A 22,475-nucleotide genomic window follows, 5' to 3' on the forward strand; every position below is an offset into this window, starting at 1 on the left:
GACGAATTCGCGGCCCCATCGTCGCGCACAGAAGAATGGCCGCTACAAGCGTGGCGCCAAGAGTGAGCAAAACGAGTCTCCAACTGTCCACGACGAGCAGCCACCCGGCCAGGCTGGTTGCGTAGCAAGGTCATCATATTCGGAACCCCAGACGTCTGTCCCGGCGTTCGCGAGCACGCTCCCGCAGAACAGCCGGACGAGCGCCCCCGCGGTCCGAAACCTAGTCGATCAGCACCGGACGCGACACCGATGATGAAAGCCATCGGTAGCGATCGGGCGGACCTTCACCCGTGCTGACCTGGCACCGAAATCGACTTAGAGTTCGAGCTCAGCTAGCGCTGTTGATCATGCCGGCGCCGACGGTGACACCGGTGGCCTCGTCGATGAGGATGAACGAGCCCGTGGTGCGGTTCTTGGAGTACGGGTCGCACAGCAGCGGCACGGTGGTGCGGAGCTGGACGCGGCCGATCTCGTTGAGCGCGAGCTCGCCGGCCTCCTGGTCGCGGTGCAGCGAGTTGACGTCGAGGCGGTACTGGATGTCCTTGACCATTGCGCGGCCCATGCGGGTGGTGTGCTTGATGGCGAGCTTCTGCCGCGGCTTGAGGGGCTCGGTGGTCATCCAGCAGATCATCGCGTCGATGTCCTGGCTGGGCTTGGGCGCGTTCTTGGGCCGGGCGATCATGTCGCCGCGGGAGACGTCGACGTCGTCCTCGAGGTGGATCGTCACCGACATGGGCGGGAAGGCCTCGGCGATCTCGGTGTCGAAGAGCTCGACCTTGGAGATAGTCGACGTCATGCCGCTGGGCAGCACGACGACCTCGTCGCCCTTCTTCAGCACGCCGCCGGCCACCTGACCGGCGTAGCCACGGAAGTCGTGGTACTGGTCCGACTTCGGTCGGATGACGTACTGCACCGGGAAGCGGGTGTCCACGAGGTCGCGGTCGGAGGCGACGTGGACGTGCTCGAGGTGGTGCATCAGCGTGGGCCCGGAGTACCACGGGGTGTTCTCGGAGCGGTTGACGACGTTGTCGCCCTGGAGCGCCGAGATCGGGATGACCTCGAGGTCGGGGATGTTGAGCTTGGTCGCGAACGTCGTGAACTCGCGGTGGATCTTCTCGTAGACCTCCTGCGACCAGTCGACGAGGTCCATCTTGTTGATCGCCAGCACGAGGTGCGGCACACGCAGCAGCGACAGCAGCACCGCGTGGCGGCGCGACTGCTCGGTGAGGCCCTGGCGGGCGTCGACGAGGACCAGGCCCAGGTCGGCGGTCGAGGCGCCGGTGACCATGTTGCGGGTGTACTGGATGTGGCCCGGGGTGTCGGCGATGATGAACTTGCGGGTGGGCGTCGCGAAGTAGCGGTAGGCCACGTCGATGGTGATGCCCTGCTCCCGCTCGGAGCGCAGGCCGTCGGTCAGCAGCGCCAGGTCGGTGTAGTCGTAGCCCTTGGACTGGCTGGTCGACTCCACCGCCTCGAGCTGGTCCTCGAAGATCGACTTGGAGTCGAGGAGCAGGCGCCCGATCAGGGTGGACTTGCCGTCGTCGACCGAGCCGGCGGTCGCGAAGCGGAGCAGGTCCATCTCGCCCTGGGCGGTCGTGTGGGCGTCGGTGGTCTGGGGGGTGCTGGCCATCAGAAGTAGCCTTCCTTCTTGCGGTCTTCCATGGCTGCCTCGGAGAAGCGGTCGTCGCCTCGCGTGGCGCCTCGCTCCGTCACTCGCGCGATGGCGATCTCGTCGATGATGGCTGCGGTGTCGGTGGCCACCGACTCGACGCAACCGGTCTGGGTGCGGTCACCCACGGTGCGGAAGCGCACCATCTTCTTCTCGACCGTCTCCCCGCCCTTGGGCTGGATCTCGGGGCCGATGGAGAGCAGCATGCCGTCGCGCTCGACGACCTCACGCTCGTGGGCGAAGTAGATCGAGGGGATCTCGATCTGCTCGCGGTGGATGTAGTGCCAGATGTCGAGCTCGGTCCAGTTGGAGAGCGGGAAGATGCGCATGTGCTCACCGGCGTGGATGCGGCCGTTGTAGAGGCTCCACAGCTCGGGACGCTGCATCTTGGGGTCCCACTGGCCGAAGTCGTCGCGGTGGGAGTAGACGCGCTCCTTGGCGCGGGCCTTCTCCTCGTCGCGGCGACCGCCACCGAAGGCGGCGGTGAAGCCGTTCTCCTCGATGGCGTTGAGCAGGGCGCCGATCTGCTGGCGGTTGCGGCTGGTCTTCCCGTCGTCGACGACGTGGCCGGCCTTGATCGCGTCCTCGACGGAGGCGACGACCAGGCGGGCGCCGAGGCGCTCGACCCACGAGTCGCGCGTGGACAGCACCTCGTCGAAGTCGAGGCCGGTGTCGACCTGCAGCAGCGGGAAGGGGAGCTTGGCCGGGAAGAACGCCTTCTCCGCCAGGCGGAGCATGACGATGGAGTCCTTGCCACCGGAGAACATCAGGACCGGCTTCTCGAACTCGGCGGCGACCTCACGGAAGATGTGGATCGACTCGGCCTCGAGCTGGTCCAGCTGGCTCAGCTGGTAGTCGACGTGGGTGTTGGTCATGGCGTTTGCGACGGCCTCTCTCGGGGACAGCAGCCATCATCGTAGCGACGGGTCGCCCTACCGACGATTCGGACTGCCGGCTGTGGCGTGTTTGCACACCTAGGTGGCCCGCCGCCACTACTCCCGTCGGCCCGGGGCGTACCGCGCTTCCCCTTAATCAGGTAGGTCGCGAATACGTCTCGCGGGAACTCCGGCATAAAGCCCGTTCGCCTGGCAGTCCGCCGTGACAACCGATCCAGCTGCGACGACGCACCCTGGACCAATGGTAACGCCCGGGAGCACGGTCACCGCCGCGCCAATCCAGGCGCCGTTCATCACTCGGACGGGCTTGGCGGTCCCTTCGCCTGCGCGGGCGTCAGGGGGACCGATGTCGTGCCCCGCCGTAATGAAGCGAGTCTGATAACCGACGCTAACGCCGTCTTCGATCGTCACCCCGTTGGCGTCGAAGAAGCACCCGCGATTGATGAAGGCGCCGTCGCCTATCGACACCCGGCGAGTTGTGAACTGCACACCGGACCAGATGTTCGCGCGTCCAACTTCGATCCCCGCGAGTCGGAGTACGAAGATGCGTAGTACCCGGGGGACGAGAATCGAGCCTCCGACAACGTTTGCTAGGAACTCAAAGCATGCGTGGCCAAGATCCACTCGGAGACTGCGAAGCACTTGTGCTAACACGAGGAGCACTATGACACGTCGCTGGATCGGGTGAGGATCTGTTGGTCAGCGCCGAGCAGGCGCGCCGCTGGGGGACCTGGGCGAGAGCCCGCCGGCCGCTCAGGCAAGCAGGCGACCGGACCGTCGTGCTTGTCAGAAGACGTCAGCGCGTACGGACGGCATGCAGACTTCCGTCGTTCAGGGGCGATGAGCCGGCAAATGAGGCTGGCAGGCACAACGCACGTGGGGCCTGCCGACGGTTTCGCAACGGCGGGGGGCGTCCGCACCGCACTTCCGATGACAGGGCTGTCATATCTGCTGCCTGCAGAAGGATTAACGGCGTCGGACCGGGGTAACAGGTCTACATGCTCCTCTCGGTCGCCCTGGTCATCGCGGCATGGATCACGCTGTCGCTCCCCGTCGCCCTGGTCGTCGGCCGCATGTTCGCTGCCGCTCACGCCCACCCGGCCGGGCGCGGCCAGGCAGCGGCGAGCGAGGCGGACCGGGTGGCCCAGCTCTCCCGCGTCGAGGCGCGCAGGACCGCAGCCGCCCGGTGGTCCCACGAGGCGCGCGTCCTCTCCGCGTCGCGCAGGCGGGTGGGGTCACGGCCGCAGGTGTCGGTCGGGTGACCGGGTGACGCTGCACACGTACGGCTGAGTAGGCCCCCGGAGGATTGGTCGCGATCACCGTGCCTTCGTCACAATGGCGCGCATGCGGACCACCCCCAGGCTTCTCTCCGCCGCCCTCGCAGGCGCGCTGCTCCTGACCGGTTGCAGCTCCTCCGACGACGGCGAGCCCACCCCGCCGTCGTACGAGAAGAGCGACAGCGTCGAGGCGCAGGTGCTGCCGCAGCTGGCGGCCAACGGCGAGGACGTCGAGTCCGCTGCCGACGCCGCCTGGGTCGTGGACGCCACGATCGCCGGCGTCGACAAGGGCACCGCGGTCACGCTGGTCGCCAAGGAGGACGACGGCTGGAGCGAGGTCGACGAGCAGGAGACCGACGGCAAGGGCCACGTCTCGCTCACCAGCCGGGCGTCCGGCGACCTCCACGTGGTGGTCGGCGACGGCGACGACGCCATCGGGGCGAAGGTCTCGACCGAGGACGCGCCCGAGGCGACCTTCACCGACGACTTCGACGAGGACACCGTCGACGGCAAGGGCGCCACGTGGGTGACGCGGGACCAGGGCTACGTCGGCGTCCGCACCTGCTCGCGGGCCAGCGCCGACGCCGCCGAGCTCGCCGACGGCGTGCTGCGCCTCAGCGTGATGGAGGACCCCGACCGCAAGGGCGACGAGTGCCAGCTGCCCGGCAAGCGCAAGAGGTTCGCCTACCGTCTCAACGGCCACGTCGGCACCGAGGCCACCTATGCCTTCACCTACGGCTTCGCCGCCGCGCGCATCAGGACGCAGGCGGCCCGTGGCCAGCACGCCGCCTTCTGGATGCAGGCCGTCGGCGGGCAGGGGACCGGCGGCCCGAAGAAGGGCGGCGCCGAGATCGACATCATCGAGTACTTCGGCGACGACCACCCCGAGGGCGGGCTGACCAGCTTCACCTACTTCCTCGACAAGGCCGGCAGGAAGCAGACCGTCGGCGGCTGGCTGCCCAACGCCGACGAGCTGGGCGACGACTGGGCCGAGAAGTATCACGTGTTCTCCGTGGAGTGGACGCCGAAGGAGTACGTCTTCCGCATCGACGGCAAGGTCACCCAGCGGCTCAAGGGGGAGACCTCCGGGCGCCCGGAGTTCCTCATCCTCAGCCTGCTGTCCTCGGACTACGAGCTGCCGCGCTTCAACGGCGAGCTGCCCGAGACCATGGAGGTCGACTGGGCGCGGGTGTGGGAGACCGGGCCGAAGGGCTGAGCGCCTGAGTCGTGGACGAGTCGTGGTCCTGTTGTTGCCCGGGTGAGGGCAGCGGGGTCCGAGACTCGTCGCACGAGGCCGAGGGGGATCGGCATGGTGCGGCGGGGGCGATGCAGATGACGCAGCGAGTGACAGTGGTGTTCTGGACCGTGGCGGCGGTCGCGTGGGTTGTGGCCGGGTGGCTGGCGACGCGGCTGCCTTACTGAGGGGGTCTCGATACGCCCGCTCGTTCCTCGCGGGCTACTCGACCAGCGAGGCGAGGGGCGGGCTACTCGACCAGCGAGGCGAGGGGCGGGCTACTCGACCATCGAGGGCGGGGTGTCGAGGACGAGGGTGATCGGGCCGTCGTTGACGGACTCGACGCGCATGTCGGCCCCGAAGCGGCCGCGCTCGACGTGGGCGCCGAGGCGCTCGAGCTCGGCGCAGACGGCGTCGTAGAGCGGCTCGCTCACCGGGCCCGGCGCGGCGGCCTGCCAGGTGGGCCGGCGGCCCTTGCGCGCGTCGCCGTACAGCGTGAACTGGCTGACGACCAGCACGGGCGCGCCGACGTCGCTGGCGCTCCGCTCGTCGCGCAGGAGGCGCAGGTCCCAGATCTTGCGCGCGGTCCACGCGACCTCGACGGCGCTGTCGTCGTGGGTGACGCCGAGGTAGACCAGCAGCCCCGGCCGGTCGAGCTCGCCGACGACCTCCCCGTCGACCCGGACGGCGGCGGACAGCACCCGCTGGATGACGGCGCGCACGTCGTGGCCCCGCTCAGACGCGGGTGAGGACGCCGACCTCGACGAGGTCGTCGACGTGGGTCCGCACGAGCGACGTCGCGTCGCCCGACTCGGGCTCGCCGAGCTCGAGGAGGAGCGCCTCCGCGAGCTCGTCGAGGGTCGCCGACCCGTCGCCGAGAAGGGTCAGGACGCGGGTGGCCAGGTAGGACAGGGCGACGACCGTCTCGCCGAGCATCACGGTGCCCGCGCCGTCGCTGACGTGGAAGTCGACGAAGTCCGCGCGCCGCACGCTCGGCCCGTCGCCGGCCGTGCCGCGGCCCAGGAGCTCGGTGATGGTCGGCTCGGGCGGCTCCGGCTCGGCCTCGGCGGAGAGCGGGTGGTTGAGCAGCTGCTGGGTGACCGCGACCAGGTCGTCGGCCTCGCGGTAGTCGACCCGCTGCACGACGCCGACCTCCTCGACGAGCGCGGCCAGGCGGTGGAGGGGCTTGTCGAGCGAGCGCAGGTAGGACGCGTTGCCCGACAGGTGGGCGACCGCCTCGGCGGTCGTGAGCTCGGTGAGCACGGGCGGGACGTAGCCCTCGGTGTGACGCTCGAGCAGCAGCACGGCCGCCGGGCGGAGGGTGTCGGGGGCCTCGCGCAGGCCGAGGTCGTCGGGGGACTGCGTGCCCTGGGCGGGGTCGTCACCGGTGACCAGCGGCTTGGGGTAGGCGAGCAGGTCGAGCGTGGCGGTGAGGGCGACGGTGTCGTCGGTGACGTAGCCGAAGTGGCGGGCGAGGGTCCGGGCCGCGGTCGAGCGGCCGCTGCCGGCCGGTCCGACCAGCACGACGGCGCGCCCCGTCGCCGGGTCGGCCACCGCGGCGGCCCGCAGCATGAGGAGGTCGCCCTCGTTGGCCTCGATCGCCTGGAGGGTGACGGCCAGGGCGACCTGGTCGCCGACGACCGCCGCGCTGGGGCCGGCGATCGCTCCGCGTGCCGCCGCCTGCTCGACCGCGGCAGGGTCGTCGTCGACGAGGACCCGCACGCTCCGGCCCTGCGCGTCGTCGACCCGGCGGGCGTCGCAGCGCGACCACGCCCGCAGCAGGTCGGTCGCGACGGCGTCGGCGTGGGCGCCGGAGACCTCGACGTGGACCTCGGTCCCGAGGGCGGTGACGGCGACGACGTGGCGGGGGCTGGCCGAGAGGGTCACCCGCGGAAGTCTAAGGTGCGCGCATGGACGAACTGCTCATCACGGTGGCACCGACAGGGGCCGAGACGGCGAAGGCCGACTGTCCGCAGCTCCCGACCACCTCTGAGGAGGTGGCTCGCACGGCTGCCGAGTGCGAGGCAGCGGGCGCGGCGATGATCCACATCCACGTGCGCGACGCCTCCCACCAGCCCACGCTCGACCAGGCGCTGCTGCGCGAGTGGGTGGCCGCGGTGCGCGAGTCGTCCTCGCTCGTCGTCCAGCTCTCCACCGGCGGCTCGGTGCACGACCCGCTCGACGAGCGGCTCAAGGTGCTCGACGCCGAGCCCGACTCGTGCTCGCTCACCATGGGCACGACCAACTTCGGCGACGACGTCTTCCTCAACCCGTGGCCCTTCGTCAAGGACCTCTACCAGCTCGCCCTCGAGCGCGGCGTGGCCCCGGAGTTCGAGCTCTTCGACCTCGGCCAGGTGCACGCGCTCGGCCGGCTCATCAAGCAGTACGGCACCCCGGCCGGCGGCAAGGTGCACGTCGACTTCGTGATGGGCGTCCCCGGCGGCATGCCCGGCACCGCCCCTGCTCTCGTCGCCGGCGTCGCCGCGCTCCCGCCGGAGGTCACCTCGTGGTCGGCCACCGGCATCGGCCGCTCGACGCTCGCGGTCGCGATGGCCTCGCTGTCGATGGGCGGCCACCTGCGCGTCGGCATGGAGGACGTGCTCACCATCAGCCGCGGCGTCCCGGTCGAGTCCAACGCCCAGCTCGTCGAGCGCGCGGTCGAGCTGGGGCGGATCGCGCAGCGCGAGCCGATGGCCCCCGCGCGGTGCCGCGAGCTGCTCGGTCTCGCCTGAGGCTCGGGGGTCGGTAGGTCAGCGCCTACGGCGCTTGCCGCCGCCGCCCTGCGGGGGCTCGTCCAGCGGGGCGTAGCCGTAGCCGTAGCCGTACCCGCTCGCCGACTTCTTCGCCGGCGTCTGGTTGACGACGAGGCCCAGAGTCGTGGCGCCGACGGAGCCGAGGCGCTCGATGGCCGTCGACAGCTGGTCGCGCGTCGTACGCCCGTGGCTGACCACCACGACCGCACCGTCGGCGCGGGTCGCGAGCAGGGCGGCGTCGGTGACCGGGAGCAGCGGCGGCGCGTCGAGCACGACGACGTCGTAGCGCGACCGCAGGTCCTCGAGCATGGCCTCCATCGCCTGCGACTGCAGCAGCTCCGAGGGGTTGGGCGGGATCTGCCCGCACACCATGACGTCGAGCGTGGTGTCGGCGTAGGGCTGCATCACGTCGTCGGCGCTGACCTTGCCGATCAGGACGCTGGTGGTGCCGATGGAGCCGTCGAGCTCGAGCCGGTCGGCGATGAGGGGCCGGCGGAGGTCGCACTCGACGAGCGCGACCTTCTGGCCGGCCTGGGTGAGGGTGACCGCGAGGTTGACCGCGGTGGTGCTCTTGCCCTCGCCCGGCAGCGAGCTGGTCACGACGAGCACCTTCTGGTCGTGGTCGACGTCGACGTACTGCATGTTGGTGCGCAGCACGCGGAAGGCCTCGGCCCAGGGCGTCGCCGTGAAGAGCACCTCGTGAGGGGCGCGCTTGGCGTCGTTGTCCTGGAAGATGTTGCCGAGCACGGGGGCGGTGGTGATCTCGGCGATGTCGTCCGCCCCCTTGACGCTGGTGTCGAGGAGCTCGCGGGCGACCGCCAGGCCGACGCCGAGGAGCAGACCGAGGACGCCCGCCAGCGCGAGGTTGCGCAGCGGCTGGGGCGACACCGGGGACGCCGGGATCTGGGCGTCGTCGATGAGGGTGGCCTTGACGACCGCGGTGGTCTCGCCGCGAGGCGTCTCGAGCTCCTCCACGAGCAGCTGGAGCTGCTCGGCGTAGGCCTGGGCGATGTCGCGGGCGCGCTCGCGGTCGGGGTCGGTGGCCGCGATCTCGAGCAGCACCGTCTCCGGCACGGCCGAGGCGGTCACCTGTTCGCGCAGGTCCATCGGCTCGGCGTCACCGAGCTCGGTGGCCACCCGCTCGGCGAGCTGGTTGCTGGTGACCAGGTCGGCGTAGGACGCCACGCGCTGGGTGGCGAAGAGGTTGCCGGTGTAGGCGGAGTTCTCGTCGGTCTGACTGGTCGAGACGAAGATGCGGGTCGTCGAGGAGTAGAGCGGGGTCACCGTCCACGTCCACACCGCAGCCACGGCCAGGACGACCAGGACACTCCCGAGAACCAGCCGCCACCGTCGTCGGACCGTGCGCCAGTAGTCCTGCAGCTCCACGCGTCTTCCCTCTGCTTGTCAACGAACGTTTGACAAGCGTAAGTGACTGATCGCTGACCTACTTCATCCCCGCGGGGGGCTGGGGCCGCTCGTCGGGCGCCGCGCCCCGACACGCCGTACGACGCCTCGCGACACGCCGCGCTGCGGCGCGCTCAGGCCACCGAGACGGCCCCGAGGCCGCGGCAGGGGAGGGCCATGGCGCCGCGGACCGCGGCGACGACCTCCCACGGCGAGAACATCACCTGCTCCCAGGTGAACCTCAGCACGGTCCAGCCGCCGATGACGAGGGCGTTGTAGCGGCGACAGTCGGCGTCGTGGTCCGCCTTGCCCGCGTGGAAGCGCCACGAGTTGGCCTCGATCGCGAGTCCGGCGAACGGCTCGGCCAGGTCGGGGTGGTAGGTCACGCGACCGATCGTCGTCTCCCACTGGGGCACCACGGCGATGCCCGCCTCCACGAGGATCGCGCGCAGCACCGACTCGAACGGGTTGGCCGCCAGCTCCGTCGCGTGGGCCACGACCCGGCGGACCCGGGGATCGCCGGACATCGCGGCCTCGAGCTCGTCGCGGGTGACGTCGCCGTGGCGGAGGGCGGAGTCGGCCACGGCGAGCGCCTCGTCGAAGGGCAGTGCGGCCGCGCAGTCGAGGACAGTGCGCACCCTGCTGGTGGCCCACCCGTCGATGTCGCGGCGCGGCACCTCGCCGACGAAGACCTCGGCCTCCACGGGACGGTCGGGTCTCCGGGCGACGCCGAGCTGCGGGTAGGGCGCCGGCCACTTCGACTCCCACCCCCAGTGCGCGGCGGCACTGAGGAGTCGCAGGTGTCCGTCGATCTCCGCGGCGAGGCTGCGCGCGAGGTCGGCGGAGGGGAGCGCGTAGCGCCCGCGGGAGACGTGGACGACGGTGCGGTCCGCGACGGCTCGGCGCAGCCGCTTGCGGGTGGTGAGCTCGAGGAGGTCGGCCGTCGACCCGATCCCGCCGAGGCGGGTGAGTGCGGAGACGGCGTCCATGTGTCGAGTCTGACGAGCCGTGCCGGCCATCGCGAACGGTTCTCCACAGGGGCCGCTCGTCGTCCGTGGTGGCCCCGACACGCCGTACGACGTCGTGCGACACGCCGGTGGCTCGCCGCCGGCTGGGTCGGAGCGGCCCTGCTAGGTCTTGTCGACCTTCTTCATCCCCACGAGCCCCGGGCGGTAGTCGGGGTCCTCCATCTCGGCGATGGTGGGCGAGCCGAACATCGGCAGCCCCTGCTGCTTGCGCAGGAAGCCCCACACGATGGGCAGCACCACCAGCACGGCGAGGCCGATGCCGGCGATGAGCATGGGGTGGGTCTCGTCCTCGCCGAGCGGCGCCCAGCCCGACTTGTCGAGCAGCGCGACGCCGCTCATGGTGAGTACGACGACGATGCCGCGGCGGATGAACGACTGCGGCACGCGCGGAGCGAGCATCGAGCCGATGATGGTGCCGGGCACCGAGCCGAGCACGAGCGGGACGAGGATCTCCCAGTCGATGCCGTGCAGGGCGATGTTGGAGATCGCGGCGGCCAGCACCAGCGGCACGGCCTGCACGAGGTCGGTGCCGACGAGCTTCACCGCCGACAGCCCGGGGTAGAGCATGAGCAGGGCGATCATGATGACCGAGCCCGAGCCGACGCTGGTGATGCCGACGAGCAGGCCGCCGAGCATGCCGACGAGCAGCGTCGGCACCACCCGGATCCGCGGGTCGTCGTCGTGGACGTGGGTGCCCGAGCGGACCCGGCGGAGGTTGACGTAGAGCCGCAGCGCGTAGGTCGCCGCCGCGAGCAGGAGCGCGAAGCCGATGCTGATCACCAGCACGTGGTTGAGCTGGTCGGTGTCGTCGGTGAACCACGCGACGAGGTGTGGCCCGAGCAGCGCCATCGGGATCGAGCCGACCATCAGCCACAGGGCCAGGCGCATGTTGGGCGAGCCCTCGCGCTTGTGCACGATCGCGCCGCCGGTCTTGTAGATCGCGGCAGCGGTGAGGTCGGCGGTGACGACCACGGCGGGCGAGCCGACGCCGAGGAACAGCAGCGCCGGCGTCATCAGGGCGCCGCCGCCCATGCCGGTCAGGCCGACCACGATGCCGACGACGAAGCCGGCGACCAGGATCGAGAGGGCGGCGGTGGTCACCAGGTCAGCCACCGGAGCCTCCCTGAGCCAACCGCGGAACGATCACACCCAACATTCTCGACATTGTGTCGGCTGCGGTGGCCGCAGCGGCCTCCCCGCGCCGGTAGGGGTCGGCGATGTCGTGCTCGCGGCGCGCCGCCGTACGACGTGCGCCGACCGCCGCGACCAGCTCGCGCCCGCGCAGGTCGGGGTGCTCCTCGACCGCGGCGGCGAACTGGCCGACCGTGAAGACCTTGCGCAGGTGCTGGGGGTACTCCTCAAGGATGAAGCTGCGGTGGGTGGCCTCCGCGGTCAGCACCAGGTCGGCCTCGGCGAGGATCGGCCCGGTCACGCGGCGGCTCGCGAATCCGGACGACGTGTCCTCGGCGAGCGTGGCGACCATGACCTCGTCCATCGCGTGGCTGTCGAAGCCGTGGGTGCCGGCGCTGGAGAACTGCACGCCCGAGTCGGCGCCCGACAGGGCGCGCGCGGTGAGCTCGAGGTAGGGCGAGCGGCAGATGTTGGCGGTGCAGACGAAGAGCACCTTCAGCGGCTCAGCCATCCGTGCCCCGCAGGTGGAGGTAGCCGGCCTCGTCGAGCGCGACCAGGACGTCGTCGAGCGCGTCCTCGATGGTGCGGCCGGTGGTGTCGACGCGCACGGCCGGGTCGACGGGCTCCTCGTAGGGCGAGGAGATGCCGGTGAACTCGGGGATCTCGCCGGCGCGGGCCTTGGCGTAGAGGCCCTTGCGGTCGCGGCGCTCGCACTCCTCGAGCGGGGTGGCGACGTGGACGAGGAAGAACGCGCCCCCGGCCGCCTCGACCATCGCCTGCACCTGCTCGCGGGTCTCGGCGAACGGGGCGATCGGCGAGCAGACCGCGACGCCGCCGTGGCGGGCGATCTCGGCGGCGACCCAGCCGATGCGGCGGATGTTGGTCTCCCGGTCGGCCTTGCTGAAGGTGAGCCCGGCGGACAGGTGGCGTCGTACGACGTCGCCGTCGAGGCTGGTGACCGTGCGGCCGCCCTGCTCGAGCAGCAGGTCCATCAGGGCGCGGGCCAGCGTGGACTTGCCGCTGCCGGACAGGCCGGTGAAGAAGAGCACCAGGCCCTGCTCCTCGGGCGCGGGCTGGTCCTCGTCGACGATCGCGGCGATGGCGGCCGGGAGGTCTTGCGCTCGACCGGCGGATGGGTCCGTGAGGGCGTGGACCGGGTCGTCGCCGGCGTAGGTCCGGACCACCTGGGCGCCGAGGGCGTGGTCGGCCTCGGCGTCGCCGTGCGCCGGGAGCGGGACCGCCACGACGGCGGCCTTGTCGAGCAGGTCGGCGGCGGCGAGCGTGGCGCGCACCAGCGCGACGGGGGAGAGCGAGGAGGTGCCGGTGCCCATCAGCGCCACGAACACGACCCGACCCAGGCCGCGCAGCTCCTCGAGGTCGGCCTCGGAGAGCGCGTCGACGACCGGGACGAACGTCGCCCCGGCGTGCTGCTCGCGCGCCTGCGCGGGCGTGAGGTGCAGCCGGCGGAAGGGGCCGTACTGCGCGTGGGTCAGCGGCTCCAGCGAGCCGTCGGCGGCGACCCTGGCCAGCGGCAGGCCCTCGGGGTCGACGAGCTCGGCCTCCGTGGCGCCGTCCGGCAGGTCGAGGGTGACCACGCTCCCGGGCTCGTTGAATCGGGTGAGCGGGGCGTAGGCGCCGGAGACGAGGAGCTCCAGGTCGTCGAGCTCGGTCGGCGTCGGGCAGTGCTGGATCACCCGCGCATCCTCTCAGAGAGACGGGAAGTAGCCTGCGCCCATGTCTGTCGCTGGTCGGCCCGTCGTCGCCGAGATCGTCCGCTCCGGGTTCGTCGAGGGCCACCACTACGGCTCGATCGTGGCGCTGGCCGCCGACGGCTCGGTCGACTGGTCGGTCGGCGAGGTCGCCGCCCAGGTGCTCCCGCGGTCGAGCAACAAGCCGATCCAGGCACTCGCGATGGTCGAGCTCGGCCTCGACCTGCCGGACGACCTGCTCGCGCTGGCCTGCGCGTCGCACTCGGGGGAGCCCTTCCATATCGAGGGCGTACGCCGCACGCTCGCGTCGGCCGGTCTCGACGAGTCCGCGCTCCAGACCCCCGCCGACCACCCCTTGGACGACGACGCCCGTGAGGCCGTCGTACGAGCCGGGGGAGCGAGGGCGCCCATCCTGATGAACTGCTCGGGCAAGCATGCGGCGATGCTCGCCACCTGCGTCGTGCGTGGCTGGGACACCAGCACCTACCTCGACCCTGCCCACCCGCTCCAGGTCGCCATCGCCGAGACCTTCGCCCGGCTCACCGGCGAGCCGGTCGAGGCCGTCGCCGTCGACGGGTGCGGTGCGCCCCTGCTGTCCACCTCGCTGACCGGCCTGGCGCGGGCGTTCTCGAGGCTGGCCACCGCGACCGAGGGCCCGCAGCGCCGCGTCGCCGACGCGATCCGGCGCCACCCGGAGTACGTCAGCGGCACCACCCGCGACGAGCTGGCCCTGCACCGGGCCGTCCCCGGGCTGATCGGCAAGGCCGGGGCGGAGTCCTGCTACGCCGTCGCGCTGCCCGACGGGCGGGCGTGGGCGCTGAAGACCGACGACGGCGCCGCGCGGGTGCGTCCGGTGCTGATGGCCGAGGCGCTGCGCCGCTCGGGCGTGCTCGACGAGGCGGGCGTGGACGCGGAGGCGGTCAGGTCAACGGGGCGGTTCGAGCTGCTCGGTGGGGGTGTCCCGGTCGGGGAGATCCGCGCCGCCTTCTGAGCCCGCGGGCAGCAGCCTCCGCACGAGGAGCGCGAGCAGCGCGCCGATGAGCATGCCGAGGGTGTTGGCGACCACGTCGGCGTGGGTCGCCTGCCGCGCGTCGAGCACGACCGCCTGCGCCGCCTCGACGAGGAACGACGTCACGAACCCGACGGCCGTCCAGTCGCGCCAGCTGGGCCGGGGCCAGAGCAGGCTGCCGAGCAGGCTCAGCGGCACGAACGCCACCACGTTGAGCATCGACTCGACGCGGCCCGGGCGGCTCAGGACCTCGGGAAGGCCGAGCCCGCGCAACGCCTCGGCGAGGTGGAAGATCGCCCAGTCCGGGCCGGTGGACGACGGCGCCAGCAGGACGAGCGCCAGCGCCCCGCCCCAGGCCGCCAGCAGCGCGCGCAGCGTCCAGCGCACGCGGGGGCTCAGGCGACGATCGGGCACGGGTGGATCCTAGATCGGCGTACCCGTTTTGGGGGTGCGAACCGCCCTGCTAGCGCTGGAACACGCGTGAGCAAAGGATTTGTGAGAGGTCTCACCCGGTCTGCGTTTGAATTCTGCTAACAAGTGTTAGCACAATGGGGACATGGCCAAGGACAAGAAGACCCCGGCCAAGGTGAGCGCCAAGACGACCCCCAAGGCAACCAGCAAGACGAGCAAGGCGGTCGTCGGCTCACTCGGCACGCTGGGGGACTACCTCAGGGAGCAGCGCCTCGGCGCGCAGCTCTCGCTGCGGCAGCTCGCCGACCAGGTCGGCGTGAGCAACCCCTACCTCAGCCAGATCGAGCGCGGCCTGCGCAAGCCGTCGGCCGAGGTGCTCCAGCAGCTCGCCCGCGCACTGCGCGTCAGCGCCGAGCAGCTCTACGTCCGCGCCGGGATCGTCCACCCCGACCCGGGCCAGCCCGGCTCGGTCGAGCTCGCGATCCTCGCCGACACCGCACTGACCGAGCGGCAGAAGCACTCGCTGCTCGACGTCTACGCCTCGTTCCTCGCGCTCAACGAGCGCGACCAGTCGTGACCCACCCACCCACCACCCGCAGCACCCACCCGAAGGAGACCCACATGGCCACCACGAAGACCACCAAGACCACCAAGCGCGACCTCAGGACCGAGGCCCTCAAGCCCGTCCTCGCCGGCGTCGGCGTCACCGACCTCGCCGTCGAGGCCGTCCGTGAGGCCGTCGCCGACGTGCAGAAGCGCGTCGCCGCCGTGCAGAAGGACGTCACCACCCGCGTGAGCGACGTCCAGAAGACCGCCACCGACCCGAAGGCGCTGCGCAAGCAGGCCCAGGCCCGCCGCGCCGCCATCGAGGCCCGCGTCGCCGAGCTGCAGTCCGAGGCCCGCGCCTACCCCGCCAAGGTCACCACCCAGGTCTCGACCCTGGTCGACGACAACGTGTCCGCGGCCAACGCCGCCTACGCCGACCTGGTCAAGCGCGGCGAGTCCCTCGTGGGCCGCATCCGCCGCCAGGAGTCCACCAAGGCCACCGTGTCCTCGGCCAAGACCACCGTCGCCAAGGCCAAGACCACCACCACCCAGGCCAAGAAGGCCGCCGAGGCCACCACCGCCGCTGCCGACAAGACCGCCGCGACCAAGGTCGCCCCCAAGCCGAAGCCGACCGCCAAGAAGGCCACGCAGAAGGCCGCCGGCAAGAAGGCCGCCGCGACCACCGCCCGCAAGACCGCGGCGAAGAAGACCGCGACCGCGCAGAGCAGCGCCAAGGCCACCGCCAGCGCCGCCACCGCCACCGCGACCAACGCGGCCAAGGCCGTCGCGGACGCCGCCGAGAAGGTCGGCGACTGAAGAGCACAAGCCGATGAGCAGCAGCTGATGCTGTTCTGAGCCCGTGGGAGGCCCCCGTCCGTCAGGGCGGGGGCCTCCTGCTGCGCGCTACCCTCTTGCTGTGAACATCTACGCGTTCCAGAGCACGCTGATGCTGGTGGTGCTCGTCGTGCTGCTCGCGATCAAGGGATTCGCGTTCATCAACTCGCTGACCTACTCGGCCGAGGCCTACCAGGCGGCCGGCAAGCTGACCAAGCAGGCGTGGTGTGCGATCACTGGCCTCGGCTTCGCCGCCCAGCTCATCCTGATCGGCTCCTCACCCCTCGGGATCATCCACTTGATCTTCACGATCGCCTCGCTCGTCTACATCGCCGACGTGCGCCCGGCGCTGGCCGAGGTCACGTCCCGCCGCTGACATTCGTCCACCCCGCTCTACCGCCCCTCCTGCCCCTCCTGTCGCGATGGGGGTGGCGGCGGGTTGCGTGTTGAGGTCGCCCGTAGGTGCGATGTGCCGCCACCGTGGGGGGCCGGCGCGTGGGGGGTGGCGGCGGGTTGGGTGTTGGGGTCGCCCGTAGGTGCGATGTGCCGCCATGGTGGGGGCCGGCGCGTGGGGGGTGGCGGCGGGTTGGGTGTTGGGGTCGCCCGTAGGTGCGATGTGCCGCCACGGTGGGGGCCGGCGCGTGGGGGGTGGCGGCGGGTTGCGTGTTGGGGTCGCCCGTAGGTGCGATGTGCCGCCACGGTGGGGGCCGGCGCGTGGGGGGTGGCGGCGGGTTGCGTGTTGAGGTCGCCCGAAGGTGCGATGTGCCGCCACCCCGGCAGCGGGTGGTAGGACGCGTCAGGCGAGGTAGCGATCGAGGGCGGCCATCGCGTCCTCGGGCTCGAAGCCGGTGGCGCGCAGCTTGGCGAGCGACATCGCGGAGTTGAGCGGGCGGGGGGCGAAGGGGTTGCCCTGCGCCAGCACCCCCTCGGCGTACGCCGCCGTGGTCGTGCCCGACACGTCGTCGGCGCTGCGGCCGGAGCGCTCGAAGACCGCCTGCGCGATCTCGCGCCACGACATCGCGGGGCCGCCGTTGGACACGTGGTAGGTGCCGAAGGCGGCGTCGGTGTCGAGGAGGTGGCGGGTCGCCCGGACCAGCTCGTCGGTGAACGTCAGCCGGCCGACCTGGTCGTCGACCACGCTGGGGGAGACGCCCTTCTCGGCGAGCGCCTGCATGGTGCGGACGAAGTTCTTGCCCTCGCCGATCACCCATGACGTGCGCAGCACGTAGTGGCGCGGGGCGAGGGAGACCGCGACGTCGCCGGCGGCCTTGCTCTGCGCGTAGACGCCGAGCGGCGCGAGCGGCTCGTCCTCGGTGTGGCCGGGGTCGAGCGGCGCGGTGCCGTCGTAGACGTAGTCGGAGGAGTAGTGGACGAGCGTGAAGCCGTGCTCGCGGGCCAGGCCGGCGAGGGTGGCGGGAGCGGTGGCGTTAGCCGACCAGGCCGCGACGCGTCCCTCGGGCGTCTCGGCGGTGTCGACGGCGGTGTAGGCGGCGGCGTTGAGCACGACGCCGTAGTCGTGCCACGGCCAGGCCGCGACGGCCTCGGCGTCGGTGACGTCGAGCTCGGCGCGGGTGACGGCCTCGCTGCCCGGGAAGGCGGCCGCGAGGGCGAGGCCGAGCTGGCCGCCACCGCCGAGGACGAGCGTCTTCCTGCCCGGGATCGCGGTGCTCGGGTCGAGCCCGGGGTTGTCCTGGTCCTTCTCGCTGATGATCGCCTCGGACAGCGGGATCGGCCAGTCGATCGCGACCGTGCTGTCGTCGAGCGCGAGCGCGGGGTAGGCGATGCCGGGGCGCCAGTGGGCGTTGACCAGGTAGGTGTAGGCCGTGGCGTCCTCGAGCACCTGATAGCTGTTGCCGACGCCGCGCGGCACGAAGACCGCGACGGAGGTGTCCATCTCGAGGGTGAACGTCGCGCCGAAGGTGTCGCCCTCGCGCATGTCGACCCAGGCGCCGAAGATCCGGCCGGTGGCCAGCGACACGAACTTGTCCCACGGCTCGGTGTGGATGCCGCGCGTCACGCCGCGGTCCTTGTTGAAGGAGACGTTGTTCTGCACCGGCCCGAAGTCGGGCAGCCCTACGCTGCGCATCTTCTCGCGCTGCCAGTTCTCCTTGAAGAACCCGCGGGCGTCGTCGCGCCGGTCGAGGCGTACGACGACGAGGCCGGGGATCGGCGTGGTCTCGAGGGAGGGGAGGGTCATCGGTGCGAGCTCACTGGCCCTTCTCGGCGTACTTCGCCTCGGTCGCGTCCTTGTGGGGGCGCCACCAGTCCTCGTGGGTCTGGTACCACTCGATGGTGTTGGCCAGGCCGGCCTCGAAGTCCTGGAACTGCGGCTGCCAGCCGAGCTCCTGGCGCAGCTTGCCCGACTCGATGGCGTAGCGCAGGTCGTGCCCGGCGCGGTCGTTGACGTGGTCGAAGTCGTCCTCGCCCTTGCCCATCAGCTTGAGGATCAGGCGGACGACCTCGAGGTTGTTCTTCTCGCCGTCGGCACCGATCAGGTAGGTCTCGCCGATGCGGCCCTTCTCCAGGATCGTGAGCACGGCCGAGGAGTGGTCGTCGGCGTGGATCCAGTCGCGGACGTTCTCGCCGGAGCCGTAGAGCTTGGGGCGCACGCCGTCGATGACGTTGGTGATCTGGCGCGGGATGAACTTCTCGATGTGCTGCCAGGGCCCGTAGTTGTTGGAGCAGTTGGAGACCGTCGCGCGGACGCCGAAGCTGCGCACCCACGCGCGGACCAGGTGGTCGGAGCCGGCCTTGGACGCGGAGTAGGGGGAGGACGGGTTGTAGGGGGTGTCCTCGGTGAAGCGCTTGGGGTCGTCGAGCTCGAGGTCGCCGTAGACCTCGTCGGTCGAGACGTGGTGCAGGCGCTTGTCGTGCTTCCGCACCGCCTCGAGGATCGTGTAGGTCCCGAGGATGTTGGTCTTGATGAACGGGCTCGGGTCGTTGAGCGAGTTGTCGTTGTGCGACTCGGCCGCGTAGTGGACGACCGCGTCGTGCGCCGCCACCAGCGGGTCGACGACGTCCTCGTCGGCGATGTCGCCGACCACGAGCTGCACCCGGTCCTCGGGCAGACCGGCCAGCGACTCCTTCGAGGCGGCGTAGGTCAGCTTGTCGAGGACCGTGATCTTGAGGTCGGTGTGGTCGACGAGGTGGTGCACGAAGTTCGAGCCGATGAACCCCGCGCCCCCGGTCACGAGAAGGCGTTCCATGGCGCGGAGTCTAGGGGTGGGCGAGGATCTCGTACGACTCGACCGTCTCGAGCCCCTCTGTGTCGTACGTCGCCACGCGTCCGCCGCGCGTCGACCAGCCCGTGGGCAGGCCGTCATCGACGGCGTAGCCGCGCGGGAAGCTGACCCGGACCCGCACGGCCTGCGGGTCGACCATGCCCTGCGGGTCGAGCGCCAGGCGGTAGGCGAGCCCGTCACCGTCGCGCACCGCGGCGGCAGGGACGTCGTACGTCACGGTGAGGGTGTGGCGGGCCTGCGGCGCGAACTCCACCTCGGGGCGGACGAAGTAGCGGCCGAAGAAGTTGCGCGGCGAGGTCTCCAGCGGCTCGCCGTCGACGGCCACGGACTCGAAGGTGGCGCCGGTGGGCAGGAACGGCGCGATGCTGAGGGTGTTCCAGCGGGTGAAGTAGCCCTGGTGCGGGTCGGGCACCGGCTGGACGTAGGGCGGGGAGTCGTTGTGCACCTCGACGTCCATCCGGACGCGGGCGCTGCCGTCCTCGCGCACCGTGACGTCGGTGCTGACCGTCCGGCGCTGCCAGTAGTCGGACTTGCTGGGCACCTTGTTCTGCGTGAAGACGCCGATGTAGTCGTGCTCGGTGTCCGAGAGCCGGCCGCTGAGCCCGAGGTCGTCGAAGACGGCCTGCTCGTCGGGGTTGCGGAAGAAGAGCGCGAAGCGTCGCTGGTCCGCCGCCTCGCCGAGGACGCGGCCGGTGCCGACGGGGTCGTTGCCCGACAGCAGCCGGTCGACGAAGACGGGGGCGAGGGCGCGGTTGACCGCCTTGCGCTGCGCGGGCTCGGGGTAGTCGTCGTAGCTGCCGATGAGCTTCTCGACGAGGTTGTCGCCGGTGAGCGTGCCGAGGGTCGGCACCTCGAGCGGGCCCGACACGTCGAGCAGCCGCGAGATGGCCACCACGTCGATCACGACGACACCGGCCAGCCGGCGCCCGCGCAGGCTGCGCCAGGCGTTGGCCAGCTCGTTGCCGGAGACCTGCCAGTCGGGCGCGATGGTGGCCAGCGCGGGCTTCATCTGCCCGCGGTGGAACGGGTTGCCCTTGACCTTGCGCCAGTAGCGCGGCTGGGCGGCGCCGGGAGCGGTGGACAGGTCGACCGTCTCGCCCATCGACAGCCGCCCCCGGTCGATGTCGACGGGCACGAAGGTCTGCGGAGTGCCGCCGGAGTAGAGCATCTCGGCGGGGTTGAGGAGCGCCACGAGGTACTGCCGGCTGGCGTCGCGACCCAGCACGACGGGCAGGTGGTCGAGCAGCGGGTCGATCGACTCCAGCCCGTCGGCCAGCGGGTCCACCTCGCCCTGCGCCTGGTCGCGCGCCTCGGCGAGGCGGTCACCGACGACGGGGCGCGAGTCGGCCACGTCCGCGAGCTCGGACTGCGCGTCCTCGAGCCGCGTCGACACGTCGCGCAGGTCGTCGATCACCGACTCCAGCACCTCGATGTCGACGTTGCCGCCGTCGACGAGCGTCGACTCCTCCCCGCGGACCTGCGGCAGGATCCGTACGCCCGTCTCGGCCACGCCGACGAGCTGGTCGAGCGCGTTGCCGAGGCGTCGTACGTCGCGCACCGGGCCGCCGGCGACCGGCACCCAGCTCCACACGTCGCCGCCGACGCCCTGCACCGACCCCTGCAGGTCGTCGGTCTCGTCGCGGGCGCGCTCGACCGCAGCGACGGCGGCCTCGGTGTCGCCGGCGTCGAGGGCGTCCTTGGCGGCGCTCAGCTCGACGCGCGCGGCCTCGGCGTGCCCGGGGGCCGAGAGGAAGGGGATGGCGAGCAGCGCCAGGACGACCAGCAGCAGGAGCAGGCCGCCGACCACGGTCGCCGGCCGGACCAGCCGTCGCGGCGTGGCGCGACGGGAGGACGACATGCCGACATGGTGCCAAAGGGGCGAGGACCGCGAAGAATCCCGGCTGGAGATCCCGGACGCCCTAGGGTGCAGCCATGCGCGGAATCATCCTGGCCGGCGGGACCGGCTCCCGACTGCACCCGATCACGCAGGGGATCAGCAAGCAGCTGGTGCCGGTCTACGACAAGCCGATGATCTACTACCCGCTCTCCACGCTGATGCTGGCGGGGATCCGGGACGTCCTGATCATCACCACGCCCCACGAGGCCGACGGCTTCCACCGCCTGCTGGGCGACGGGTCGCAGTTCGGCATCAACCTGACCTTCGCGGTGCAGCCCTCGCCGGACGGGCTGGCGCAGGCCTTCATCATCGGCGCCGACCACATCGGCGACCAGCGGTCCGCGCTCGTCCTCGGCGACAACATCTTCTACGGCTCCGGCCTCGGCCACCAGCTGCTCCGCTTCTCCGAGCTCGACGGGGCCGCCGTCTTCGGCTACCACGTCGCCGACCCGCGCGCCTACGGCGTCGTGGAGTTCGACGAGCAGGGCCGCGCGCTGTCGCTCGAGGAGAAGCCGGACAACCCCAAGAGCGACTTCGCGGTGCCGGGGCTCTACTTCTACGACAACGACGTCGTCCAGTACGCCGCCGAGCTGAAGCCGTCCGCGCGCGGCGAGCTCGAGATCACCGACCTCAACCGGCGCTACCTCGAGGAGGGCCGCCTCCACGTCGAGGTGCTGCCGCGCGGCACCGCGTGGCTCGACACCGGCACGTTCGACTCGCTCAACGACGCCTCCAACTTCGTGCGCACCATCGAGGGCCGGCAGGGCTTCAAGGTCGGCGCGCCGGAGGAGGTCGCGTGGCGGATGGGCTGGCTGTCCGACGACGAGCTGGTCGAGCGCGCCCAGCCGCTGCGCAAGAGCGGCTACGGCGAGTACCTGCTCGGCCTGCTGCAGCACGGGTGACGCCACGCGTCGACCGGCTGCCACGGCTCCTGCCGGCCCTCGCTCTGACCCTGGGGCTCGGGTCGTGCGGCGACCCCGACCCCGAGCAGGCCGCCGAGGAGCTCGCCGCGAGGAAGCAGGCGGTCACCGCGGAGCTGCGGGACATGGCCACCACGCTCACCGGTGAAGGGCTCGCGGTCGAGCGCGCGCAGGGGCGCGTCGAGAGCGGGGGCATGTCGACCTACCGCTCCGAGGACTACCTGGTCTCGGCCGTCGTGGTCGGCGAGGGGGACGAGGACGAGCTGGTCGACCGGACGGCGACGGCCCTCGAGGAGGCCGGCTGGACCCGCACGTCCGACGGCCTCGACGCCGACCAGCCGTGGGCCCAGCTCGAGCGCGACGACTTCCGCACGACGATCAGCTGGACCAGGCACGGCGAGCGCGAGCTGGTGCTCAGCCTCGACCAGGACGGCGAGGTCGAGGTGCCCGAGGACACCGACCCGGTCGACCGCGACGACGCCGAGGACATCCCGCTGGACTGACGCGTCCCCGCT

23 protein-coding genes are annotated in these 22,475 nt (G+C 71.4%); 9 read left to right on the forward strand and 14 right to left on the reverse strand.

The window, feature by feature from the left end:
- Positions 1-328: 328 nt before the first annotated feature.
- The 3 genes from cysN to NCI01_RS22920 all read right to left on the reverse strand — a co-directional run bounded on the left by cysN (position 329) and on the right by NCI01_RS22920 (position 2,859).
- Complete coding sequence (gene cysN / locus NCI01_RS03860) at positions 329-1,630, reverse strand: sulfate adenylyltransferase subunit CysN (protein ID WP_254180140.1); 1,302 nt, start codon at positions 1,628-1,630, stop codon at positions 329-331.
- On the reverse strand, positions 1,630-2,544 hold the full coding sequence (gene cysD / locus NCI01_RS03865) for a sulfate adenylyltransferase subunit CysD (protein ID WP_254180141.1): 915 nt from the start codon (positions 2,542-2,544) through the stop codon (positions 1,630-1,632). Before cysD ends, cysN begins: the two co-directional genes overlap by 1 nt.
- Before the next feature lie 153 nt (positions 2,545-2,697).
- Complete coding sequence (locus tag NCI01_RS22920) at positions 2,698-2,859, reverse strand: acyltransferase (protein ID WP_372495087.1); 162 nt, start codon at positions 2,857-2,859, stop codon at positions 2,698-2,700.
- A 704-nt stretch (positions 2,860-3,563) separates the two neighbouring features.
- Between NCI01_RS22920 and NCI01_RS03875 the strand changes: the two genes are divergently transcribed.
- Together NCI01_RS03875 and NCI01_RS03880 are read left to right on the forward strand one after the other, a co-directional pair.
- Positions 3,564-3,827: a hypothetical protein gene (locus NCI01_RS03875; RefSeq protein WP_254180142.1), complete on the forward strand. Its 264-nt coding sequence runs from the start codon at positions 3,564-3,566 to the stop codon at positions 3,825-3,827.
- An 82-nt stretch (positions 3,828-3,909) separates the two neighbouring features.
- Entirely contained in the window at positions 3,910-5,058 is a 1,149-nt protein-coding gene (locus NCI01_RS03880) for a glycoside hydrolase family 16 protein (protein ID WP_254180143.1), read from the forward strand.
- Positions 5,059-5,354: 296 nt separating this feature from the next.
- Here NCI01_RS03880 and dtd read toward each other — a convergent pair whose 3' ends face one another.
- Entirely contained in the window at positions 5,355-5,798 is a 444-nt protein-coding gene (dtd, locus tag NCI01_RS03885; protein ID WP_254180144.1) for a D-aminoacyl-tRNA deacylase, read from the reverse strand.
- 13 nt (positions 5,799-5,811) lie between these two features.
- Positions 5,812-6,963, reverse strand: coding sequence for a hypothetical protein (locus NCI01_RS03890; RefSeq protein WP_254180145.1), 1,152 nt, complete (start codon positions 6,961-6,963; stop codon positions 5,812-5,814).
- A gap of 23 nt (positions 6,964-6,986) precedes the next feature.
- On the opposite strand from NCI01_RS03890, the gene NCI01_RS03895 reads away from it, so the two are divergent.
- Positions 6,987-7,808, forward strand: coding sequence for a beta-keto acid cleavage family enzyme (locus NCI01_RS03895; RefSeq protein WP_254180146.1), 822 nt, complete (start codon positions 6,987-6,989; stop codon positions 7,806-7,808).
- An 18-nt stretch (positions 7,809-7,826) separates the two neighbouring features.
- Here the strand turns inward: NCI01_RS03895 and NCI01_RS03900 are convergent, their stop codons facing one another.
- The 5 genes from NCI01_RS03900 to cysC form a co-directional block, all read right to left on the reverse strand.
- Complete coding sequence (locus tag NCI01_RS03900; RefSeq protein WP_254180147.1) at positions 7,827-9,215, reverse strand: tyrosine-protein kinase domain-containing protein; 1,389 nt, start codon at positions 9,213-9,215, stop codon at positions 7,827-7,829.
- A gap of 152 nt (positions 9,216-9,367) precedes the next feature.
- On the reverse strand, positions 9,368-10,222 hold the full coding sequence (locus NCI01_RS03905) for a PDDEXK family nuclease (RefSeq protein WP_254180148.1): 855 nt from the start codon (positions 10,220-10,222) through the stop codon (positions 9,368-9,370).
- A 141-nt stretch (positions 10,223-10,363) separates the two neighbouring features.
- Positions 10,364-11,374, reverse strand: coding sequence for a sulfite exporter TauE/SafE family protein (locus tag NCI01_RS03910; RefSeq protein ID WP_254180149.1), 1,011 nt, complete (start codon positions 11,372-11,374; stop codon positions 10,364-10,366).
- Complete coding sequence (locus NCI01_RS03915; protein ID WP_254180150.1) at positions 11,367-11,903, reverse strand: arsenate reductase/protein-tyrosine-phosphatase family protein; 537 nt, start codon at positions 11,901-11,903, stop codon at positions 11,367-11,369. Before NCI01_RS03915 ends, NCI01_RS03910 begins: the two co-directional genes overlap by 8 nt.
- Positions 11,896-13,086 (reverse strand): adenylyl-sulfate kinase, encoded by a 1,191-nt coding sequence (gene cysC, locus NCI01_RS03920; protein ID WP_254180151.1) that lies wholly within the window; start codon positions 13,084-13,086, stop codon positions 11,896-11,898. Before cysC ends, NCI01_RS03915 begins: the two co-directional genes overlap by 8 nt.
- Before the next feature lie 40 nt (positions 13,087-13,126).
- On the opposite strand from cysC, the gene NCI01_RS03925 reads away from it, so the two are divergent.
- Complete coding sequence (locus tag NCI01_RS03925) at positions 13,127-14,092, forward strand: asparaginase (RefSeq protein ID WP_254180152.1); 966 nt, start codon at positions 13,127-13,129, stop codon at positions 14,090-14,092.
- Here NCI01_RS03925 and NCI01_RS22560 read toward each other — a convergent pair.
- Positions 14,027-14,524 (reverse strand): VanZ family protein, encoded by a 498-nt coding sequence (locus NCI01_RS22560; RefSeq protein WP_254180153.1) that lies wholly within the window; start codon positions 14,522-14,524, stop codon positions 14,027-14,029. The two genes, NCI01_RS03925 and NCI01_RS22560, sit on opposite strands and share 66 nt — an antisense overlap.
- A gap of 142 nt (positions 14,525-14,666) precedes the next feature.
- Between NCI01_RS22560 and NCI01_RS03935 the strand changes: the two genes are divergently transcribed.
- The 3 genes from NCI01_RS03935 (at position 14,667) to NCI01_RS03945 (ending at position 16,277) form a co-directional block, all read left to right on the forward strand.
- A complete protein-coding gene (locus NCI01_RS03935) occupies positions 14,667-15,098 on the forward strand; it encodes a helix-turn-helix domain-containing protein (RefSeq protein ID WP_254180154.1) in 432 nt (143 codons plus the stop codon).
- Positions 15,099-15,142: 44 nt separating this feature from the next.
- The gene (locus NCI01_RS03940) at positions 15,143-15,883 is read left to right on the forward strand and encodes a hypothetical protein (RefSeq protein ID WP_254180155.1); all 741 of its coding nucleotides are present in this window, start codon (positions 15,143-15,145) and stop codon (positions 15,881-15,883) included.
- Positions 15,884-15,983: 100 nt separating this feature from the next.
- Positions 15,984-16,277, forward strand: coding sequence for a DUF2516 family protein (locus NCI01_RS03945; RefSeq protein ID WP_254180156.1), 294 nt, complete (start codon positions 15,984-15,986; stop codon positions 16,275-16,277).
- Between the two features lie 420 nt (positions 16,278-16,697).
- Here the strand turns inward: NCI01_RS03945 and NCI01_RS03950 are convergent, their stop codons facing one another.
- From NCI01_RS03950 to NCI01_RS03960, 3 genes are read right to left on the reverse strand one after another with little or no spacing between them, the layout of a single operon-like run.
- A complete protein-coding gene (locus NCI01_RS03950; RefSeq protein ID WP_254180157.1) occupies positions 16,698-18,098 on the reverse strand; it encodes a sugar nucleotide-binding protein in 1,401 nt (466 codons plus the stop codon).
- Between the two features lie 10 nt (positions 18,099-18,108).
- Complete coding sequence (gene rfbB / locus NCI01_RS03955) at positions 18,109-19,107, reverse strand: dTDP-glucose 4,6-dehydratase (protein WP_254180158.1); 999 nt, start codon at positions 19,105-19,107, stop codon at positions 18,109-18,111.
- A gap of 10 nt (positions 19,108-19,117) precedes the next feature.
- Positions 19,118-21,001 (reverse strand): DUF4012 domain-containing protein, encoded by a 1,884-nt coding sequence (locus NCI01_RS03960; RefSeq protein WP_254180159.1) that lies wholly within the window; start codon positions 20,999-21,001, stop codon positions 19,118-19,120.
- 74 nt (positions 21,002-21,075) lie between these two features.
- Here NCI01_RS03960 and rfbA point away from each other — a divergent pair, with 74 nt between their 5' ends.
- Both rfbA and NCI01_RS03970 read left to right on the forward strand, forming a co-directional pair.
- Positions 21,076-21,942, forward strand: a complete 867-nt coding sequence (rfbA, locus tag NCI01_RS03965) for a glucose-1-phosphate thymidylyltransferase RfbA (RefSeq protein ID WP_254180160.1) — start codon at positions 21,076-21,078, stop codon at positions 21,940-21,942.
- Entirely contained in the window at positions 21,939-22,463 is a 525-nt protein-coding gene (locus tag NCI01_RS03970; RefSeq protein ID WP_254180161.1) for a hypothetical protein, read from the forward strand. Before rfbA ends, NCI01_RS03970 begins: the two co-directional genes overlap by 4 nt.
- The last annotated feature ends 12 nt before the right edge of the window (positions 22,464-22,475 follow it).

Source organism: Nocardioides pinisoli, from assembly GCF_024199985.1.
In the GTDB taxonomy this organism is placed as follows: domain Bacteria; phylum Actinomycetota; class Actinomycetes; order Propionibacteriales; family Nocardioidaceae; genus Nocardioides; species Nocardioides pinisoli.

Excerpts from the sequence above, each read along its gene's own strand:
- rfbB (WP_254180158.1), bottom strand. The coding sequence starts at position 19,107 with ATGGAACGCCTTCTCGTGACCGGGGGCGCGGGGTTCATCGGCTCGAAC.
- NCI01_RS03925 (WP_254180152.1), top strand. The coding sequence starts at position 13,127 with ATGTCTGTCGCTGGTCGGCCCGTCGTCGCCGAGATCGTCCGCTCCGGG.
- NCI01_RS03940 (WP_254180155.1), top strand. The coding sequence starts at position 15,143 with ATGGCCACCACGAAGACCACCAAGACCACCAAGCGCGACCTCAGGACC.
- NCI01_RS03960 (WP_254180159.1), bottom strand. The coding sequence starts at position 21,001 with ATGTCGTCCTCCCGTCGCGCCACGCCGCGACGGCTGGTCCGGCCGGCG.
- NCI01_RS03895 (WP_254180146.1), top strand. The coding sequence starts at position 6,987 with ATGGACGAACTGCTCATCACGGTGGCACCGACAGGGGCCGAGACGGCG.
- rfbA (WP_254180160.1), top strand. The coding sequence starts at position 21,076 with ATGCGCGGAATCATCCTGGCCGGCGGGACCGGCTCCCGACTGCACCCG.
- cysD (WP_254180141.1), bottom strand. The coding sequence starts at position 2,544 with ATGACCAACACCCACGTCGACTACCAGCTGAGCCAGCTGGACCAGCTC.
- NCI01_RS03935 (WP_254180154.1), top strand. The coding sequence starts at position 14,667 with ATGGCCAAGGACAAGAAGACCCCGGCCAAGGTGAGCGCCAAGACGACC.
- NCI01_RS03915 (WP_254180150.1), bottom strand. The coding sequence starts at position 11,903 with ATGGCTGAGCCGCTGAAGGTGCTCTTCGTCTGCACCGCCAACATCTGC.
- NCI01_RS03875 (WP_254180142.1), top strand. The coding sequence starts at position 3,564 with ATGCTCCTCTCGGTCGCCCTGGTCATCGCGGCATGGATCACGCTGTCG.
- NCI01_RS03905 (WP_254180148.1), bottom strand. The coding sequence starts at position 10,222 with ATGGACGCCGTCTCCGCACTCACCCGCCTCGGCGGGATCGGGTCGACG.
- NCI01_RS22920 (WP_372495087.1), bottom strand. The coding sequence starts at position 2,859 with ATGAACGGCGCCTGGATTGGCGCGGCGGTGACCGTGCTCCCGGGCGTT.
- NCI01_RS03880 (WP_254180143.1), top strand. The coding sequence starts at position 3,910 with ATGCGGACCACCCCCAGGCTTCTCTCCGCCGCCCTCGCAGGCGCGCTG.
- cysN (WP_254180140.1), bottom strand. The coding sequence starts at position 1,630 with ATGGCCAGCACCCCCCAGACCACCGACGCCCACACGACCGCCCAGGGC.
- NCI01_RS03950 (WP_254180157.1), bottom strand. The coding sequence starts at position 18,098 with ATGACCCTCCCCTCCCTCGAGACCACGCCGATCCCCGGCCTCGTCGTC.